15 protein-coding genes are annotated in these 18,362 nt (G+C 45.9%); 7 read left to right on the top strand and 8 right to left on the bottom strand.

Features of this window, described 5'->3' with window-relative positions; translation table 11 throughout:
• Positions 1-43 precede the first annotated feature (43 nt).
• Positions 44-1,210, bottom strand: coding sequence for a tetratricopeptide repeat protein (locus IUA53_RS02935; protein WP_044448719.1), 1,167 nt, complete (start codon positions 1,208-1,210; stop codon positions 44-46).
• A 164-nt stretch (positions 1,211-1,374) separates the two neighbouring features.
• Here IUA53_RS02935 and IUA53_RS02930 point away from each other — a divergent pair, with 164 nt between their 5' ends.
• Complete coding sequence (locus tag IUA53_RS02930; protein WP_044448720.1) at positions 1,375-1,794, top strand: MAPEG family protein; 420 nt, start codon at positions 1,375-1,377, stop codon at positions 1,792-1,794.
• 19 nt (positions 1,795-1,813) lie between these two features.
• Here IUA53_RS02930 and IUA53_RS02925 read toward each other — a convergent pair whose 3' ends face one another.
• The 4 genes from IUA53_RS02925 to IUA53_RS02910 are packed head-to-tail and all read right to left on the bottom strand — an operon-like array spanning position 1,814 to position 6,309.
• Positions 1,814-2,482: a 3'-5' exonuclease gene (locus IUA53_RS02925; RefSeq protein WP_231401245.1), complete on the bottom strand. Its 669-nt coding sequence runs from the start codon at positions 2,480-2,482 to the stop codon at positions 1,814-1,816.
• Positions 2,482-4,311, bottom strand: a complete 1,830-nt coding sequence (locus tag IUA53_RS02920; protein ID WP_196898324.1) for a DUF294 nucleotidyltransferase-like domain-containing protein — start codon at positions 4,309-4,311, stop codon at positions 2,482-2,484. The genes IUA53_RS02925 and IUA53_RS02920 overlap by 1 nt, the downstream gene beginning before the upstream one ends.
• A gap of 20 nt (positions 4,312-4,331) precedes the next feature.
• Positions 4,332-6,038, bottom strand: coding sequence for a sodium:solute symporter family protein (locus IUA53_RS02915; RefSeq protein WP_044058163.1), 1,707 nt, complete (start codon positions 6,036-6,038; stop codon positions 4,332-4,334).
• A 4-nt stretch (positions 6,039-6,042) separates the two neighbouring features.
• Positions 6,043-6,309 carry a DUF4212 domain-containing protein gene (locus tag IUA53_RS02910; RefSeq protein WP_044058164.1) on the bottom strand — a complete coding sequence of 89 codons (267 nt, stop codon included), beginning with the start codon at positions 6,307-6,309 and terminating at the stop codon, positions 6,043-6,045.
• A gap of 271 nt (positions 6,310-6,580) precedes the next feature.
• Here IUA53_RS02910 and IUA53_RS02905 point away from each other — a divergent pair, with 271 nt between their 5' ends.
• Entirely contained in the window at positions 6,581-10,018 is a 3,438-nt protein-coding gene (locus tag IUA53_RS02905) for a PAS domain-containing hybrid sensor histidine kinase/response regulator (protein ID WP_044058165.1), read from the top strand.
• 6 nt (positions 10,019-10,024) lie between these two features.
• On the opposite strand, the gene IUA53_RS02900 is transcribed toward IUA53_RS02905, so the two are convergent.
• Positions 10,025-10,651, bottom strand: coding sequence for a mechanosensitive ion channel family protein (locus IUA53_RS02900; RefSeq protein ID WP_044448724.1), 627 nt, complete (start codon positions 10,649-10,651; stop codon positions 10,025-10,027).
• A 285-nt stretch (positions 10,652-10,936) separates the two neighbouring features.
• On the opposite strand from IUA53_RS02900, the gene rimK reads away from it, so the two are divergent.
• Genes rimK through IUA53_RS02880 form a run of 4 tightly spaced genes read left to right on the top strand, consistent with a single transcriptional unit; the run spans position 10,937 to position 14,269 of the window.
• Positions 10,937-11,842: a 30S ribosomal protein S6--L-glutamate ligase gene (gene rimK, locus IUA53_RS02895; protein WP_044058167.1), complete on the top strand. Its 906-nt coding sequence runs from the start codon at positions 10,937-10,939 to the stop codon at positions 11,840-11,842.
• On the top strand, positions 11,843-12,874 hold the full coding sequence (locus IUA53_RS02890; RefSeq protein ID WP_196898322.1) for a succinylglutamate desuccinylase/aspartoacylase family protein: 1,032 nt from the start codon (positions 11,843-11,845) through the stop codon (positions 12,872-12,874). It abuts the gene before it with no gap.
• Positions 12,875-12,884: 10 nt separating this feature from the next.
• Positions 12,885-13,319: an ATP-dependent zinc protease family protein gene (locus IUA53_RS02885; RefSeq protein ID WP_044058169.1), complete on the top strand. Its 435-nt coding sequence runs from the start codon at positions 12,885-12,887 to the stop codon at positions 13,317-13,319.
• Between the two features lie 11 nt (positions 13,320-13,330).
• Positions 13,331-14,269: an amino acid ABC transporter substrate-binding protein gene (locus IUA53_RS02880; RefSeq protein WP_231401244.1), complete on the top strand. Its 939-nt coding sequence runs from the start codon at positions 13,331-13,333 to the stop codon at positions 14,267-14,269.
• A gap of 75 nt (positions 14,270-14,344) precedes the next feature.
• Here the strand turns inward: IUA53_RS02880 and IUA53_RS02875 are convergent, their stop codons facing one another.
• Positions 14,345-14,986 (bottom strand): response regulator, encoded by a 642-nt coding sequence (locus tag IUA53_RS02875; RefSeq protein WP_044448728.1) that lies wholly within the window; start codon positions 14,984-14,986, stop codon positions 14,345-14,347.
• A gap of 17 nt (positions 14,987-15,003) precedes the next feature.
• Positions 15,004-16,950, bottom strand: coding sequence for an acetate--CoA ligase (acs, locus tag IUA53_RS02870; RefSeq protein ID WP_044058171.1), 1,947 nt, complete (start codon positions 16,948-16,950; stop codon positions 15,004-15,006).
• Between the two features lie 232 nt (positions 16,951-17,182).
• On the opposite strand from acs, the gene IUA53_RS02865 reads away from it, so the two are divergent.
• Positions 17,183-18,340 carry a DcaP family trimeric outer membrane transporter gene (locus IUA53_RS02865; RefSeq protein WP_044059078.1) on the top strand — a complete coding sequence of 386 codons (1,158 nt, stop codon included), beginning with the start codon at positions 17,183-17,185 and terminating at the stop codon, positions 18,338-18,340.
• Positions 18,341-18,362 lie beyond the last annotated feature (22 nt).

Raw genomic sequence — 18,362 nt, 5'->3', positions numbered from 1 at the left:
TAATGCTAACTCACAGCGAAAGCCATGGAACTTCCATGGCTTTTTACGTTTCGTTATTCGCTAAAGAAGACAGTTTACTTGTATACCTGTGCTCGTCTTGTTCATTAGGTGCCAGTAGAACAGCGCGCTTTAGAAAGCGTTCGGCACTTGAGATATCGCCAAGGGCGTAATACACTTTAGACATCCCAAACACTACTTCGTGCCTCGTATTGTCTAACCTTAGTGCCCGTTGGTAAAAGGTAAGTGCTTCCTCATATCGACCTTCTTCAAGCGCTTGCTCCCCTAGAATGAAATGATAGAAAGGGTTACTTTTACGGCGAAAATCCACCATGACCTTAATCTCATCCGCTTTATCCATTTCACCTTTGTGTCGATGCAATATGGCTAAGTTTTCCCATGCGGTTAAGTTATTCTCATTTAAGTTGAGCGCGTAATCATAGCTTTGTTGGGCATAATCAAATTCACCAACCATACGATACAAGACGCCCAAATTTACCCAACTTTGCTCTAACTCGGGCGCGAGGACCGCTGCCGCTCTAAAGTAACTGTATGCCCGAGTGTAGCTATTTGCTATCAATGCATCAGCGCCTTTGTTGTTGTAAAACATGGCGAGGATACGCTTTTTCGTCACGTTAATGCGGGGAAAGTGATTTCGTAGCATTTGTGGGTCAAAATCTACGTCAGCAAAAGACGGCCCTATATTCATAACGGTGGGATCTTTCGATATGCCAACACGAAGGTTGATATGCCCGTTCAGAAAACTAAAACCCTCTCTACGGGTCCAGTACTCAGGAATATCAACTTCATAAAATTTTGCTTCAAAACCGGCATGCTGAGCCATGGCGTAGGTCATAATAGAGAGAGACAAACAATTCGCTGCGCGATTATTAAATGTGGTATCAGCAGTAGAATTAGCATTGTTACGATATAGCAACCCCATTTCTGAATGATCGAAAATCGCTGATACTAATTTCTTTACGCTTTTATGATGGGCACTTCCACCGGAAATAATAGTGGCGCGATCCACAAAGGCCTTTGCTTCTGGGCTTAAATAAAACACCTCCTCTTCGGTTTCTACCGGAAACGCTTCATAACTTGTAAATAACTCATCGTGCAATGCAGGATAGGGACTTAATACAACAGGCGGAGACGTTGACGCACACCCGACCAAAGCGCATGACAACAGAAACACTAAACACAGACGGTTCATTTGATGCCCTTACTTCCTGATAACAGAACTTAAGTATAGGGCAAGATCCTAAAGTTAACAATTTATTAACACCTATGAGTTGAAAAGCGAAATTTAGCCGGATTTTAAACCCCTATTTGCGTTATTCCGTATTAGCTTTATTACTATTCGATCGGAGTGTCACTTTGTTTTCCCCTTATATTTATTCTATTGCTGCCATTGTGCTTATTTGCCTAACTGTATTTATTCAAAATCTTGTGGCCGCGATAGCGCATAGGAAGCAGAGTCAGTATGTGCCGGGAAAGGTAAGTGAAGACCTTAGTCACGATAGCTTCGTTTTTCGTAGTCACCGCACCTTTCACAATTCATTAGAAAATATCCACCAATTTACCTTGCCAGCTATTTTGTCAATGTTTATCGGCGTATCGCCTCTATTCTTAGCTATTCTTTGTTGGGTGTATGCAGTTAGTAGGCTAGTTCATATGTGGCTTTATTACGGGATTGCCACCGAGAAAAACCCCAGTCCCCGAAGCTACTTTTTTATGCTAGGGGTACTGGTAAATATAGTGTTATTCGGGCTCATTTTAAGTGAATTGCTGTTTTAACATACCTAGTGAGGCATGTTTATTTGCCTAAGGTAAACCAGCCTATTGCGTGGGTGTGAATGAGCCGATTAAACGCGTGCTCTTTAGTGAGCCCCATCTCGTGCTGTTGTGCAAAACAAAGCTCAAGGGTGGCAAGGGCATCATCGAGTGCGTTGTGAGCGGGCGCTTTTGGTAAACCTGCGCGGGCGCGACAGCGGCTAAGAGATACACCGCGCTGTGGAACAAGGGTATGTCGTTTCTCTAGAAGGTACAGTGCCAACTTTAACGTATCAAAATAGACCACTTCTATTTTTGGTAAACGGTAGCGAACAAATATTTTGTTTAACACCGCTAAATCTAACATGGCATTGTGAAAAACAAGCACATGATTCAGCATGGCAGAACGAAGGGCTTCAACCACGTCGTTAAGACCTTCGCCCTTATTCAGTAGATCAGGCGTAAGGCCGTGTATAATTGGGCTTTGCCCTAGCTGTGCGTCACTTTTGATTAGGCGATAGTAACTGGAGTCTAGTATCACCGAGTTTGCTTTACCCGCTACCCAGCCTATTGACGTTATCTCAGCGTCTTCCACTTGCAGCGAGGTGAGTTCTAAATCTACAGCCAGTAAATCTAAATTCGCACTGGCTATGTTGAGTAAGTGCAAATCGTTGCCACATAGCTTTCGCCACAATAAATTTAACGACCACACTACCCCATACCACCAGAGAATTTCATGACCATGGCTTGTTTAGCTCTTTCAATGGCTTTTAACGACGCTTTTAATTGATGTTTTTCGATAGAAGACAATGAACCTATAGACACACAGCTGTCAGTCGCTTTATTGTCTAATTGATGTCGCCACCGTAAGCGATTTAAAAATAGCCAAATATCACGTAAATTGTCGGCATCTTTTTTAGCAAGTCCAGCCTGTTGAGGTAAAGCAGCTAAGCGCGCTAAGGTAGAAGGTACCTGCACACCACCCGCTAGGGCATATACCCGCGCAATATTATTCACCAGCGCGATGGCCTTCACTTTAATATCAATGGTGTCTTTACGCTGCTTATCTTTTTCGTAAACGAATTTTTGAAATACCGACAAAGGTACAGCGATATCGTTAGTATGCCTGGCAAGAGCAGCTAGGAATGCAGATTGTTTCAATAAGGGTTGTCGCGCCTGTTGCAACTGGCGAAACAAATCAATATCTCCTGCTGCACAACGCACATCTAAAAAGATATTAAAGTGCATAATGGCGCTTTTAGTGGGTGAAGCTATCCATTGCTTGGCTTCGTCAATGGCCTTATCTAACGGTAAACGAAGCGCGTCATTACTCGCCATGATATTACCATTGCATAGCTTTATGCCGCATTTTGCCAGGCCTTGGCATACGTAACTCGCCATATTCCGAAAGTATTCAGCCTGTGTTTGATTGGGGGATTTAGCGAGTAAAAGGCCATTATCCTGATCCGATCCTAGGGTTTGATCTTCCCGCGCTTGCGATCCATACACTAACCACGCAAACATCATCGGCGCTTTCCCGTGGGCCTGTTGGAAAAACGTAATTAGCTTTCGCGTCATAATGTCGGTGGCCTGCGAAAGTACCTTTCCCGCAATATCAAAATCTCCCATCCGTTTGGCGTGTGAAGACAAATAATGAGGGAGTTGCCAAGACAGTCGCGTCAACGCATACAAGCTATCGGCTTTGGAAAGCGCGCCCATAATAAACAATACATTGCCTTTTTGCTGACGCACGATATCGGTAGCGGTAATCATGCCTATAGGGGCGTTTGTCTGCTTATTAATAATAGGTAAATGATGAATGTTCTTCTCCGTCATTAATGCTAATGCATCGAACACGGTTTTTTGGTGAGTAATTTGTACCGGCGCTTTGGTCATAATCTCACTCACACTGAGACGACTATCATGTCCTTTTGCCACTACTCTATTGCGCAAATCACGATCGGTGACAATTCCAACCAGAGTTTCTTGCTGTGTAATAAGCAATGAAGACACGCTGTGCTTAAGCATTAACACGGCGGCGTCCTGAATAGACGTGGTTTCATCAGTGCTAATGGGCAATTTTTCTAAAACATCACCAAGTGGTTTGTATAACCACATAGAACTTGATGACAACGCAGCTTGGTTCTGCAAATCGTTCCGCTGTAACCCTTGAAAAAAACCAAGAACATGGGGGTTGTCGAAGAGCGCCGCTACCCGCAAAGCGGCGAACTTAAAAACTAAACCCGGACTTTCTACCACGATGTCTATTGAGTAGGTTTGGCGGTCTAATAAACCGTGAATACCAAAGTAGTCTCCGTCGCTAACATGCCGCTTCGGCTCAAAGCTGTCTTTCACCGTATATTGACCGCTTTGAATAAGGTATAAAGCGGCAGACGTCGCTTTAACGTCTGCCGCTTTTTCTTGAGTGAGGTAAATGAGTTCGGCGCCAATAAGCAAACTATCTCGCGCCGCCTCATCTAAGCTGTCAAAGGGAGCCGATGTTGCAAGAAAATCTGAAACTTGCTGTGCAATAGTCGACATCCCTTTTTTCTCCTACTAGGTTAATGAGCCGATGCTTCACCAGAGCCTTTAGGGAAGCGAATGCTTTCCACTAACTCCTGAATTTCTTGTGGCGCATCATCTGTGGCTTTAAATACCGCAAAGGCCACCAAGAAATTCACCATCATACCCAAAGTACCAATACCTTCTGGCGAAATACCAAACCACCAGTTTTCAGGGGTATTCGCAGCAGGGTTGATAAACTTAAAGTAAATGATGTAAGCCGCAGTGAAGGCAATACCTGACACCATACCTGCAATCGCGCCCTTGTCATTCATTCGCTTACTGAATATGCCCATAATAATTGCTGGGAAGAAGCTGGACGCTGCTAAGCCGAAGGCGAAGGCGACCACCTGCGCCACAAACCCTGGGGGATTAATCCCGAAGTAACCCGCAATAACAATGGCGACCCCCGCTGCCAGTCTTGCATAAAATAGCTCAGCTTTATCGGTAATATTCGGCGCAAAGTTTCGTTTCAATAAGTCATGAGACACCGACGTGGAAATAACCAACAGTAACCCCGCTGATGTAGACAACGCGGCGGCAACCCCACCGGCAGCCACTAAGGCGATAACCCAAGCAGGCAGATTAGCAATTTCTGGGTTCGCCAGCACCATGATGTCCCGATCGACCTTCATTTCATTACGCTCATCACCCGAGTAGAACATAACACCATCACCGTTTTTATCGTTAAACTCGATAAGCCCCGTTTGTTCCCAGTTTTTAATCCAGCTGGGGGCTTCGGCATAACTGGTACCGGTGAGTTCTGGCCCGTTAATGGTTTCAATCATATTCACTCTGGCGAAGGCTGCCAAAGAAGGTGCTGTGGTATAAAGTATGGCAATAAACGCCAGTGCATAGCCTGCAGATTTACGGGCGTCACGAACTCTAGGCACAGTAAAAAAGCGCACAATGACGTGAGGAAGCCCTGCAGTGCCTACCATAAGCGCGAAGGTAATAAAGAAGACATCAATCGTACTTTTGGTGCCCGAGGTGTATTCATGAAACCCTAACTCGGTAGACAAGTTATCGAGTTTCTGCAGCAAGTGCATCCCCGAACCATCGGCCAAGGTGGCACCAAAGCCGGTTTGAGGAAGAATGTGTCCTGTCACCATAATAGAAATGAATACCGCAGGAACAATATAGGCAAATATCATTACGCAATATTGCGCTACCTGAGTATAGGTAATGCCTTTCATGCCGCCTAATACGGTGTAGAAAAACACGATAACCATACCAATAACAACGCCGGCAACAATGTCCACTTCTAAGAAGCGACTGAAAACCACGCCTACGCCACGCATTTGGCCTGCCACATAAGTGAAGCACACAAATATCGCGCAGAATACTGCCACGGTTCTGGCTGTTTGTGAGTAGTAGCGGTCACCTATGAAATCAGGTACAGTAAATTTACCAAACTTACGTAGGTAGGGGGCTAAACATAGGGCAAGCAATACATATCCGCCTGTCCACCCCATAAGGTAAACGGCGCCGTCATAACCCATAAAGGAAATGAGGCCGGCCATTGAAATAAATGACGCAGCTGACATCCAGTCTGCCGCCGTGGCCATACCGTTCATCACTGGGGGAACACCGCCACCCGCTACGTAAAAGTCGTTTGTTGAACCCGCGCGAGCCCAAATGGCAATGGCGATATAAAGCGCGAAAGACGCGCCCACTATGATAAAGGTGAGAGTTTGAACGTCCATCGTATTACTCCTCGTCTACGCCGTAACGCTTGTCCATAGCATTCATCTTTGCCATATAAACAAAGATAAGCGCGACAAATACGTAAATTGAGCCTTGCTGTGCGAACCAAAAGCCCAGTTTAAAGCCAAAAAATTGGATGTTATTTAATGCGTCGACAAATAAAATGCCAGCACCAAATGACACGACAAACCATACAACCAAAAGCTTGGCAAGGAGACCTAGGTTCTCCTTCCAATAGGCTTTTTGATCGCCATCGTTTCTAAATGCCATTGTTCCGTCCTCATGTCAGGTTAATTAATTGTTTGTATTTTTACATTTCACTAACGCTCGGCTTTGTTAACGTTATTACTGCTTTGAAAAGTTGTAGAGCAATCCCTTTCCAAAACAGTAAAAGTCAAGCATTTAGGAGCTTGCAATATACTCTAGACCTGACGGAAAGAATTCCAAATGAGACCATGGTCGTAGGTAGACCATGGTCGATACAGGTATAATTGGCGCATAAATAACGAACACTTGTGAAATTTAAGTTAATAGGATAGGTATGACATTTGGTTGGGTAACACTTGCTGTTTTATATTTGTTTCTGCTGTTTTCCCTCGCCAGTTGGGGAGACAAGAACTCTCCTACAGCCCGCGCACTCACCTCGCATCCGGCCATTTATTCTCTTGCCTTAGGCATCTATTGCACGGCGTGGACATTTTTCGGCATGGTGGGGCAGGCAAGTCGTGATACCTGGATATATCTTCCTATTATGCTGGGCCCCATATTGGTGTATGTACTGGGTTATCGATTTATCTACAAGTTAACCTTGGTCAGTAAGAAACAGCATATCACCACCATCTCTGACTTTATCGCTTCCCGCTACGGTAAGCGCCAAACGGTTGCCTTGTTAGTCACGCTTATCGCCCTATTGGCAACCATTCCGTATATTGCGTTGCAGTTAAAAGCTATTGGCTCTACATTTCAACTGCTTACCCAGCAACCCAACTCACATGTCATTATTATTGCGGCTACCACTTTTATTGCTGTTTTCGCCATCTATTTTGGTACTAAGCAAACTGATGTAACCGAATATAGACGCGGCTTAATGCTGGCTATTGCCTTTGAATCTACGATCAAGTTGCTGGCGCTTATTTTGGTGGCGTTGGTGGGCTACAGTGCGTGGAAGCAATCTGCCACCGGCCCGCTTTTTGAAAGTTTCATTAACGAAGCCGCACTTTCAAAGTTCAGTTCATTTACCTTTATCGCGCAAACCATCATGGCAGCCGCGGCCATAGTTTGCTTACCCCGGCAGTTCCACGTAGCCATTATTGACAACTTGAGCCTGAGCCACTTAAAAACCGCCCGTTGGTTGTTCCCTCTGTATCTCACGATTATTTCGGCGATTATTCCCATTATTGCCATTGCCGGAAAAACGGTATTTGCAGGCAGTCAGGTAGAGCCCGATTCTTACGTTTTATCATTAGCCATGTTTTCAGAATCGGCGTTGCTTCAAGTGATTGTATTTATTGGTGGCTTATCGGCCGCTACCGCGATGATTATCGTCGCCACACTGACACTGAGTACCATGCTAACCAATGATGTCATATTGCCTAGATACCTGGCTTTTCGAGAGTCACAAGACGAAAAGCGGGATTATTCGAAGCAAATTCGCCTTATTCGGCGTGTGGTGATTGGCCTTATTTTGCTTTTGGCCTACCTGTACCATCAACAAATGACGTCCAGCCGCTCACTTCACTCTATTGGTCTTATCGCCTTTTCCTTAGTGATCCAGCTTATGCCTGCTATTGTTGGCGGTTTGTACTGGAAGCGCGCCCACGCACATGGCGTATATGCTGGCCTCATGGTGGGCTTAGTCATCTGGGTACTGTGGCTAGTGTTACCTATTGTTAGCGACCAAGTGTCGCGCCTAGAGCAAAACCATCTTATTAGCCAAGGGGCCATGTTAAGCCTTGCGGCGAATACCGTGATGTACATATTATTTTCATGGTTAGCACCCCAGCGATTGGTAGACAGAATTCAGGCGGAAGCGTTTGTCTCTCCTGCTATCGTTAAAAGCAATCTCACGAGCAAACACTCTACAAATATAACGGTATCAGACCTCATCACCCTCCTCTCTACGTTTATGGGGGAAGGACGATGCGCGCAATTGCTTGACCAGTATCAACAGCTAAATCATTGCGAATTGCCCAAAGAAGAACCCCCAACGCAAGATTTTCTTGCCTTTTGTGAACGGGCGCTGGGAGGTGTGATTGGCGCCTCTAGCGCCAAGGTGTTACTTGATAGCGTATTGCGCGGTAAAAAAATGGACTTTACTGAAGTCATCAATTTCTTTGACGACACCACGCAAGCGATGCAGTTTAATATGACCGCGCTTTTGACGTCCCTTGAGAATATGGATCAAGGCATTAGCGTGGTGGACAAACACCTAAATCTGGTGGCTTGGAACAAGCGTTATGCGGCGTTATTCACCTACCCGGAAGATTTGTTAGTGGTGGGAGCGCCCATTGAAAAGCTCATTCGCTTTAACGCGGCTCAAGGTGAATTTGGCACACTGGATGTAGACAAAGAAGTTGAGAAACGTTTAGAGCATTTACGTTCGGGCACTTCCCACCGCTTTACCCGTCAACGTAAAGACGGCCGCGTGATTGAAATGGTGGGTAACCCCTTACCCGGTGGCGGTTTTGTAACCAGCTTTAACGACATTACCGGGCACATTGAAATTCAACAAGCGCTAGAAGAATCTAATATTGATTTGGAAGCGCGTATTAAAAAACGTACTGAAGAAGTTCACTCAATTAACGCCGAACTTAGATTAGAAATAGAGCGTCGCTCTGAAGCTGAAAAAGAGCTTATTCGCGCACGTAAAGCGGCTGAAGACGCCAATGCCAGTAAAACCCGGTTTTTAGCCCTAGCCAGCCACGACGTATTGCAACCATTAAATGCAGCAAAGCTTTATATCACGGCCCTGCAGGAGCAAGAACTGCCGACGCAAGTGAGTAGTATCATAGACAAACTCAATCATAGTGTGACGTCCAGCGAGGCGCTTATTGGTACCTTGTTAGATATTGCACGGTTAGACCAAGGGGAAATGAAACCCGACATTGAAGATGTAGATTTACGTGCACTTCTTACCCCGCTCATTGATGAAATGCGCATGCGTGCGTTAGAAAAAGGCTTGAAACTGTGCGTACGGATACAAGCGGTAAGGGTAAAGGCAGATAAAACTTTCCTATATAGAATCACTCAAAACCTACTCTCCAATGCAGTGAAGTACACTCAACAAGGCAAAGTCCTTTTTATTGCAAGAAAACAAAAAGGTAAGGTGACAATAGGGGTTTACGATACTGGTATAGGTATTTCAAACGACAAAATAGACACTATTTTCAATGATTTTTTCCGCACTAACCAAAGTAGTGAACATGGGTTGGGGTTGGGCTTAGGCATAGTGCGTCGCTTAGGCGAACAAATGAATAGCCAGATTCGGGTAACGTCATCGCTAGGAAAAGGCAGTGTCTTCAAATTCGCCCTCCCCTATGCCGGCGAAAAGCAAATTCAAGCCGCTTTCGTTAAGGCCAAAAATACCACCTTTAGTGGCTTACGTATCCTATGTGTGGACGACCAAAAAGAAAACTTAGACGCAATGCAAACGCTGCTTGAGAAGTGGGGCATTTCGGTGTCATTGGCCAACACGTGGCAAGATGCCATGTCTATCAGTGCGTCTGTGTCGCCGCACATTTTGCTCATGGATTATCAATTAAGTCATAAAAAAGAAGAGAATGGCTTAGCATTAATTGAAGCCATACGCACAGCACAAAATGTCGTACTGCCTGCGGCGCTAATTACCGCGACCCACGATGAAGACTTGGTGACTCGCTGTAAGGAACAAGGCGTTAACTACCTAGCTAAGCCATTGAAACCTGCAAAATTGCGCGCCCTTCTTCAAAGTATGACGCGCTTTATTCGCGATGCCAGCTAGCGCAATTTACACCTTAGTGGGCTTTTTCCGTCCCTTTGCTGTGGGGAGCGCTGAGTCGGTGTCGGCTTCTCTGCTTTTTAGCCCAACTTTGCCCATGGTTCCCCATGCTTGTTTGGGGTTAATCAATACAGGGCGCGTCAAAATTAAATTATTCGGGTACATTAAGGTTTCCCGCTCAGTAGTCAGCAAGCGAGTACTAAAAGGCCCCACATCAGCGATGTAGCCTTCAATATAATTGTCACCGTCAAGAATACGGACAAAATTACCTCTTCTATACGCCACATTGGTAAGCAAAATAAAGTAGGCGGTAATGTTGCTTAACAATGACCAACTGGCAAACAGTGCGACGCCCGTTACGGTCAATATAGAGGTTGATAGCACCAGCAAGCCAGAAAAATCAATGCCCCATGCCAGTAGCAGTAAAGATAGGGATAAAGTTGCCACCAGCACTCTTGCAGCAAAAACCCCCTTGATAGCACTGGTCGACTTTAATTTTGTTTTCTCGATGTTGGTTTCAAGTTTAGGTAAAAGTTTACGCGAAACACTGAGGTAAAAAACCAGTACCACTAGGCTCCAGATAAGATTGCTTTGATACTCAATAACCCAATTGACCCCGCCTTGCCACCATGCCATTTGCTTTTCCCTACTCCAGGTACTTGTCGTTCGTTGTACTAAGATAAACTACCCTAGCCTTGGTTTAAACAGTAAAACCAAAGCGGCGCATACTACGCTTAAGCTTGCTGACCTTCATTCAATTATTAAAATCGAAACCACAATAATTTTTCATAGGACAGACCCGCTCCGCTCCATTACTATGCGCGCAAATTAGGTGGCTAAATTTCATCCTAACACCTAAGCTAGCTAGAACTAGCGCTACCCTTTATCTCGATATAAACAAACTTTTAAGGTAATAACACCATGCGCATTGCGATTTTGTCTCGTAACCCTCGCCTTTATTCTACATCGCGTCTTGTTGAAGCGGGTATTGCAAAAGGCCACGAAGTGGATGTGATTGACACCATGCACTGCTACATGGACATCACCAGTGCAAGACCATCTGTTCGTTATAAGGGGAAGAAACTGCCCCACTATGATGCCGTAATCCCACGTATTGGGGCTTCAGTGACATTCTATGGCACCTCCGTTGTACGCCAATTTGAAATGATGGGAACGTACAGCCTAAATGAGTCAGTGGCCATTAGCCGCTCTCGAGATAAACTGCGTTCGTTACAATTGCTATCTCGCAAAGGTATTGGCATGCCTCGTACAGGCTTTGCTCATCACCCCGACAAAATAGACGATGTCATTAAAACCGTAGGCGGCGCTCCGGTAGTGATTAAGCTATTAGAAGGCACCCAAGGCATCGGCGTTGTACTTGCAGATACCCACAAAGCCGCAGAATCTATTATTGAGGCTTTTATGGGGCTTAACGCCAGCATATTGGTGCAAGAATTTATTAAAGAAGCGGGCGGGTGTGATATTCGTTGTTTCGTTGTGGGAGGAAAAGTAGTGGCCGCAATGAAGCGACAGGCCGCACCTGGAGAGTTTCGTTCAAACTTGCATCGAGGCGGCCAAGCCAGCTTAGTTCGACTAAGCCCAGCAGAACGAAAAACAGCGGTAGACGCGGCTAAAACGATGGGGCTAAACTGCTGTGGTGTAGATATTCTGCGTTCAAACAATGGCCCTGTTGTCATGGAAGTCAACTCATCGCCTGGCCTTGAGGGCATTGAAAAAGCCACCAACAAAGATGTGGCTGGCATGATTATCGATTTTATTGAAAAAAGTGCTGAGCCATTTAAAACAAAAACAAGAGGTAAAGGCTAAGTGACCACGGATACATTAGTGATTGGGGGGCAATCTATTGCTCCTGGCGAAACCGTTAAAATTGATTTGGAAATGCCACCGCTATATACCGCCACCAACATGAGCATTCCTGTATACGTTAAACGTGGAAAACGCCCTGGCCCAGTGATGTTTGTCAGTGCCGCAATACACGGTGACGAATTAAACGGCATTGAAATTGTGGGCAGGCTTATTCGTTCTAGCGCGATTACTCGGTTACGCGGTACTTTAATTGCCGTGCCCATGGTTAATGTATACGGTGTACTTAATCAGTCACGCTATTTACCCGACAGACGAGACTTAAACCGTAGTTTTCCAGGCAGTAAAAAAGGCTCCTTAGCCGGTCGTTTAGCGAACCTGTTCTTTAAAGAGGTAGTCAGTAAATGCGACGTAGGCATAGACCTGCACACAGGGGCAATTCACCGTAGTAATTTACCTCAGATTCGCGCCGACTTAGACGACCCAGACGTACTAGAGATGGCTAAGGCGTTTGGCGTACCCGTGTTGCTGAATGCAGAGTTACGAGATGGATCCCTTAGAGAAGCGGCGAGCGAAGCCGGCGTTAAAATTTTACTTTACGAGGCTGGGCAAGCCCTTAGGTATGACGAGTTTTCCATTCGTGCGGGATTTAAAGGCATTATCAATACCATGCGGCATTTAGGCATGCTAAATAAAAGCCGTAGTAAAGGGCACAATATTAAGCGCTTTATTGCGCGTCAAAGCGGTTGGGTGCGTGCGGTGGAAAGTGGCTTTGTTACCCATCTGGCGCAATTGGGCGATCATGTGAATAAAGGCGACAAACTGGCTAATATTGCCGACCCTTTTGGTACCTTTTTAAGCAGTATTGAAAGTCCAGCGGAAGGCGTGGTCATTGGAAAACAAAACATTCCGTTAACGCAAGAAGGTGAAGCCGTTTATCACATTGCGTATTTCTCGCAACCTGATAGCGTGGCTGAACATGTGGAACGGCTTCAGGATAACTTACTTCCATCCGAACAAAACATGGTTGAATGAGAATACCTTAATGACGCAAAAGAAAATTGTAGGTGCAGTAGAATGGTGCGATTTACCCGCACTGTTCATTACTGACCTGAACGTAAGAGTGGATACTGGTGCGGCCACTTCCTCTCTGCATGTTGATAATATCGAAGAGATAGAGGTGGATGAAGAGCTTTGGATTAGTTTTGATATTCACCCTGATATTTACAACGTCGATAAAGTGGTGAGAAGTAAAGCCAAAGTAGAAGGCCAAAAACGGGTAAAAAGCTCGACGGCTACCCGTGAAAAGCGTTACGTTATAGTCACCCCTATTATTATGGATGGTGTGGAATGGGAAATTCAGCTCACACTCACTGACAGGTCAGAAATGACCTATATGATGTTGTTAGGCAGAGAGGCCATGAGTGGTCGCTTCATCGTTGACCCTGAACATGATTTTTTACTCACCAGCAAAGACTAAAGGCAAAGGTAATGTTTATACGTAGCCTGCTCGTTTCTGTATTAAGCGCAACGCTAATCACTGCCACCAGTGCCGTGGTTGGGAACTTAGCGTTTGCCACTACAATAAAAGAACCCGCGGTAGAGGCAGCCTCAAACTTACCCCATAGCGTTTTACGTTTACCCAATGTTCACCCAGGTAGAGACCCGATATACGCCTATGCGAAGCAGGTGCTTACTATGGCACTCGATGCAACAGCAGATGAATACGGGACCTTCGAGCTTATTGTGAGCGAACAGGAAGTCGCACAAGAGCGGCAATTACGAAGCTTAGAACACAGTATGTTGGATGTGACCTGGAGCGTCACGTCTATTGAAAGAGAAAAACAACATAAAGCGATTAGAATTCCACTGATGGGCGGCTTATTCGGTATGCGTACCTTATTTATCCGCGCAAACGATACGCGCTTTAATGACCCCTTAAGCCTGGCAGCGTTAAAAACGATGCGGGCAGTTCAAGGCTACGATTGGCCAGATACTCGCATTTTTCGCCACAACAATATACCCGTACTGGAAACCACCTATCGCGCCTCGTTTAGAATTGTTGCTGAAGGCTTTGCTGATATGTTTCCACGTAGCGTGCTGGAAATACAAAATGAATGGGATAACCTTTCTCCTGGCGATAATTTGGCCATCGAGCCTCACCTTGTCATTCATTATGATAGCCCTATGTTCTTTTTTGTCAGTTCAGATAGAGAAGATTTAGCCACTCGCATAGCCAAGGGGTTACTCATACTTTTAGAAACAGGCGAATTACAGCAAAGCCTCTATGCCTTAGAGGTATACAAGCAAAGCTTGGCATTATTGGAAAATAGGCAACGTATTGAACTTGAAAACCCGTTATTAAGCGAACAAAGCCGTCAAGCACTCGCCACCTACCTTCCTTATTTTACCGGCACACCTAAGCCATAGTGCCTCTGTCAGCATTCATTAAGAGAAGGTGAAGCGCGCTTCTGCGTCAGGGCAATGTGATACCCTGCAACGGTTTTACTTAGGTGGTTCCAATTCTAACTGAGAGGCAATCAACACGGCTTGAGTTCGGTTGTTAATACCCAGCTTCTTAAAGATTGCCGTCACATGTGCTTTCACTGTGGCTTCTGCGATATCTAAATTGTATCCAATTTGTTTGTTTAACAAGCCATCACGCATATAGCATAAAACCTTATACTGCGACGGTGTGAGTGAGGCAACATTATCGGCAAGCTGAGAAAAGGCTTCATCAACTTCTTCAACACTGTCACTTAACCCTTCAGGCAACCAAACATCGCCATCTAAAATAGCTTGCACTGCCTGTGCTATATTGCCAGAGCTGGTGGTTTTAGGGATAAAGCCCAGCGCCCCAGCACTGATGATTTTAGATATGATAGTGCTATCCTCTGTACCTGACACTACGGCCACGGGCACATGAGGGAAAAGCTTACGAATATGCAATAAGCCAAACAAATCGTTGCTGCCGGGCATATGCAGGTCGAGAAGGAGTAAGTCGATATCCTCCTGCTTAAGAATATCGACCGTGGTGGTTAAGTCTCCCGCCTCTTTAAGAGTCAGTGCGGGCAAGGACAATGATAACGACCCTTTCAGGGCATCCCGATACAGCGGATGATCATCGGCGATTAACAACGTTATCATTGCATTTCCTTTGTTTTCTATTTATTCAGCCTCTCTTCAATAAGTGTATCAACAACCGAGGGATCGGCCAATGTCGATGTATCACCTAATTGCTCGTGCTCATTAGCTGCAATCTTACGCAAGATACGACGCATAATTTTTCCTGAACGCGTTTTCGGCAGCCCACGAGACCACTGAATCATATCAGGTGTGGCAATAGGGCTAAGTTCCTGCCTTACCCACGCTTTCAATTCTTTGGTTAATGCGTCATCGGCCTCTACACCTTCGTTTGGTGTTACATAAACGTAGATGCCCTGCCCTTTAATGTCATGGGGGAAGCCCACAACCGCGGCTTCGGCCACCTTAGGATGTGCCACCAGCGCACTTTCAATTTCAGCAGTTCCAAGACGGTGCCCAGACACATTTAACACGTCATCAACGCGGCCGGTGATCCAAAAGAAATCATCCTCATCCCTGCGTGCTCCATCTCCGGTGAAGTAAACACCCTCATACGCGCTAAAGTAGGTATTAATAAAGCGTTGATGGTCTCCATATACGGTGCGCGCTTGGCCCGGCCAACTGTCTTTAATCACCAAGTTGCCCTCAGCTACGCCGTCTAGTTCTCGGCCATCAGCGTCAAACAAGGCCGGCTGAATACCAAAGAAAGGGCGCGTGGCTGAACCTGGTTTAAGGGGAGTCGCCCCCGGAAGCGGAAGAATCATGTGACCACCGGTTTCTGTTTGCCACCAGGTATCGATAATAGGGCAACGACCCTCACCAATGACCCGGTGATACCATTCCCACGCTTCTGGGTTAATAGGTTCGCCCACGGTGCCTAACAGTTTAAGTGACGATAAATCACAGCCTTCGGCAGGTAGGTCGCCATGTGCCATTAACGCACGAATTGCCGTGGGTGCGGTGTAAAGGCTGTTGACTTTATACTTTTCCACAACTTGCGCTATGCGCTTAACATCGGGATAGGTAGGTACACCTTCAAAGAAAACTTGGCTGGCACAATTAACCATTGGGCCATAAACCATGTAGCTATGGCCGGTTACCCAACCAACGTCAGCGGTACACCAGTAAATATCATTCTCTTTGTAATCAAAGGCATATTTAAACGTCATGGCACTGTAAAGTAAATAACCGCCCGTGGTATGCACCACCCCTTTCGGCGTGCCAGTAGAGCCCGAAGTGTAAAGAATAAAGAGGGGATCTTCTGCGTTCATCACTTCGGGTTCGCACTGGGCTGAGCAACCTTCAACGGCATCTTGCCACCACACGTCATAATCTGGGTTCCAGCTAACATCACCACCCGTAAGCTTATGCACTACCACATGGCTAATTGACGGGCACGCGCCATCAGCTAAGGCTTTATCAACGTTCGCTTTTAATGGAATGCTACGCCCTGCTCGACGGCCTTCATCTGCGGTGATCACGACTTTTGCCGAACTGTCGTTAATACGATCGGCAATAGCATTTGGAGAAAAGCCGCCAAAGATAACAGAGTGTACCGCGCCAATACGGGCACAGGCTAACATTGCATAAGCGGCCTCTGGCACCATAGGCATGTAAATGGCCACTCTATCGCCCTTGGTAACACCCATGTCTTTTAGGGCATTGGCAAGCTTACACACTTCATAATGCACTTCTTGGTAGGTCACATCTAAGCTGTCGCTTGGTTCGTCGCCTTCCCAGTGAAAGGCCACCTTTTTTGCGTTGTCGGCTAAGTGTCTGTCGATGCAATTATAACTCGCGTTCAACTGCCCATCTTCAAACCACTTAATAGAAACGTCGTCTTTACCAAAATGCGTATTTTTAATGGTTTCTGGCGTTTTGTACCACTCCAACATGCTGGCACTCTCTGCCCAAAACGCTTCAGGCTCTTCGACAGAGCGCGTGTACATCTCAGCATAGGCTTCAGCAGTAAGGTGTGTGGATGCCTTAATGGCTTCTGGAACAGGATACGTCTTGCTGGCAGTCATTCAATTGCCTCCAATTATCAATAAGGTAAATTCACGAATATAATGGCTACACACTCTAGTCATTCGACAACAAAGAAAAATGAGACTTTGGTCTTAGCAATACCATACAAAGGAGATCATACTATAGTCTTATGCGACTATTGGCCTATTCACATCTGCGAATAGGTTGTCAAAATCAACCTTGTTAACGTTGCATTTACATACATTTAACCACACTTCTGGAAATAATATGATGAAAGCTACAATAAAAAATTCGGCGATAGCAGTCAGTCTTTGCCTTAGTGCGGGAGTCGCAAGCGCTGCCACAGTAGGAGACACTCAAGTTAAATTTACCGGTTATGTCAAAGCCGACGCCATGATAAGCAACTACTCTGAGGGCTCCTTGGCCTCAGGCAGTATTGGCCGAGACTTCTACATACCGTCACTCACCCCGGTTTCCGGTGGTGACGAAGGCACGCAACTTGATGCGCACATTAAGCAATCCCGCTTTCGTTTTACCACAAATACTCCCGTTGATGATGAGAACAGTATTACTGGGGTGCTAGAACTCGACTTCATCGTCACTAGCGGCGGTGATGAAAGAATAAGTAACTCCTATGTCCCCCGAATCCGCCATGCCTTCATCAAATATCAAAACTGGCTTATTGGTCAAACTTGGACCACGTTCATGGACGTGGGTTCGCTACCAGAATCTCTTGATTTCATTGGGACGACTGACGGTATTACATTTGGTCGTCAAGTCATGGTGAGGTACACCAGTGGCGGGCTTCAAATTGCGTTAGAGAACCCTGAAACCACAGTGACTCCCAACGGTGGGGGAAGCCGAATTGTGGCTGACGATAATGCCGTACCGGATCTCATTGCGGCCTATACCGTTAAACAAGACTGGGGCTACGTAAAGCTTGCCGGGCTTGTGCGACAGTTATCCTATGATGATGGCGCAGATATTGATGCTGACGAGACCAGCATGGGTGTGGCGGTGTCAGGAAAATACATGCTAAACAATGGCGATGATATTCGCTTTATGTTTAATACTGGCTCTGGGTTGGGCCGCTATTCTGCATTAAATGCATCAAATGGCGCTGTTATTACGCCTGACGGTGACTTAGAAGCTATCGACTCGACAGGATATGCCATTGCTTACCGTCACGTATGGAACGAAAAAACCCGCAGCAGCATTATGTTTTCTGCGTATGAAGCAGATAACGACATTGAGTTAACGGGTGACAGCGTTACAGACAGCACCTATAGCACACGGGTTAACCTATTGTATTCGCCAACGAAAGTACTCACCTTTGGGGCTGAATATGCGTATGCTCATAGAGAAGTAGAATCTGGGCTAGAAGGCGATATGAACCGCATTCAAGTCTCTGCAAAATATGCGTTTTAAGCGCTATACCACAGGGTCGTAA

This window comes from Alteromonas sp. B31-7 (assembly GCF_015767655.1).
Taxonomy (GTDB): Bacteria; Pseudomonadota; Gammaproteobacteria; order Enterobacterales; family Alteromonadaceae; genus Alteromonas; species Alteromonas australica.
This window is presented reverse-complemented; position numbering and strand designations above follow the sequence as displayed.

What these genes read in the sequence shown, in the direction of transcription:
- IUA53_RS02920 (WP_196898324.1), bottom strand. Translation starts at nt 4,311, where the DNA reads ATGTCGACTATTGCACAGCAAGTTTCAGATTTTCTTGCAACATCGGCT.
- IUA53_RS02875 (WP_044448728.1), bottom strand. Translation starts at nt 14,986, where the DNA reads ATGATAACGTTGTTAATCGCCGATGATCATCCGCTGTATCGGGATGCC.
- IUA53_RS02880 (WP_231401244.1), top strand. Translation starts at nt 13,331, where the DNA reads ATGTTTATACGTAGCCTGCTCGTTTCTGTATTAAGCGCAACGCTAATC.
- IUA53_RS02935 (WP_044448719.1), bottom strand. Translation starts at nt 1,210, where the DNA reads ATGAACCGTCTGTGTTTAGTGTTTCTGTTGTCATGCGCTTTGGTCGGG.
- acs (WP_044058171.1), bottom strand. Translation starts at nt 16,950, where the DNA reads ATGACTGCCAGCAAGACGTATCCTGTTCCAGAAGCCATTAAGGCATCC.
- IUA53_RS02865 (WP_044059078.1), top strand. Translation starts at nt 17,183, where the DNA reads ATGAAAGCTACAATAAAAAATTCGGCGATAGCAGTCAGTCTTTGCCTT.
- rimK (WP_044058167.1), top strand. Translation starts at nt 10,937, where the DNA reads ATGCGCATTGCGATTTTGTCTCGTAACCCTCGCCTTTATTCTACATCG.
- IUA53_RS02915 (WP_044058163.1), bottom strand. Translation starts at nt 6,038, where the DNA reads ATGGACGTTCAAACTCTCACCTTTATCATAGTGGGCGCGTCTTTCGCG.
- IUA53_RS02905 (WP_044058165.1), top strand. Translation starts at nt 6,581, where the DNA reads ATGACATTTGGTTGGGTAACACTTGCTGTTTTATATTTGTTTCTGCTG.
- IUA53_RS02910 (WP_044058164.1), bottom strand. Translation starts at nt 6,309, where the DNA reads ATGGCATTTAGAAACGATGGCGATCAAAAAGCCTATTGGAAGGAGAAC.
- IUA53_RS02900 (WP_044448724.1), bottom strand. Translation starts at nt 10,651, where the DNA reads ATGGCATGGTGGCAAGGCGGGGTCAATTGGGTTATTGAGTATCAAAGC.
- IUA53_RS02885 (WP_044058169.1), top strand. Translation starts at nt 12,885, where the DNA reads ATGACGCAAAAGAAAATTGTAGGTGCAGTAGAATGGTGCGATTTACCC.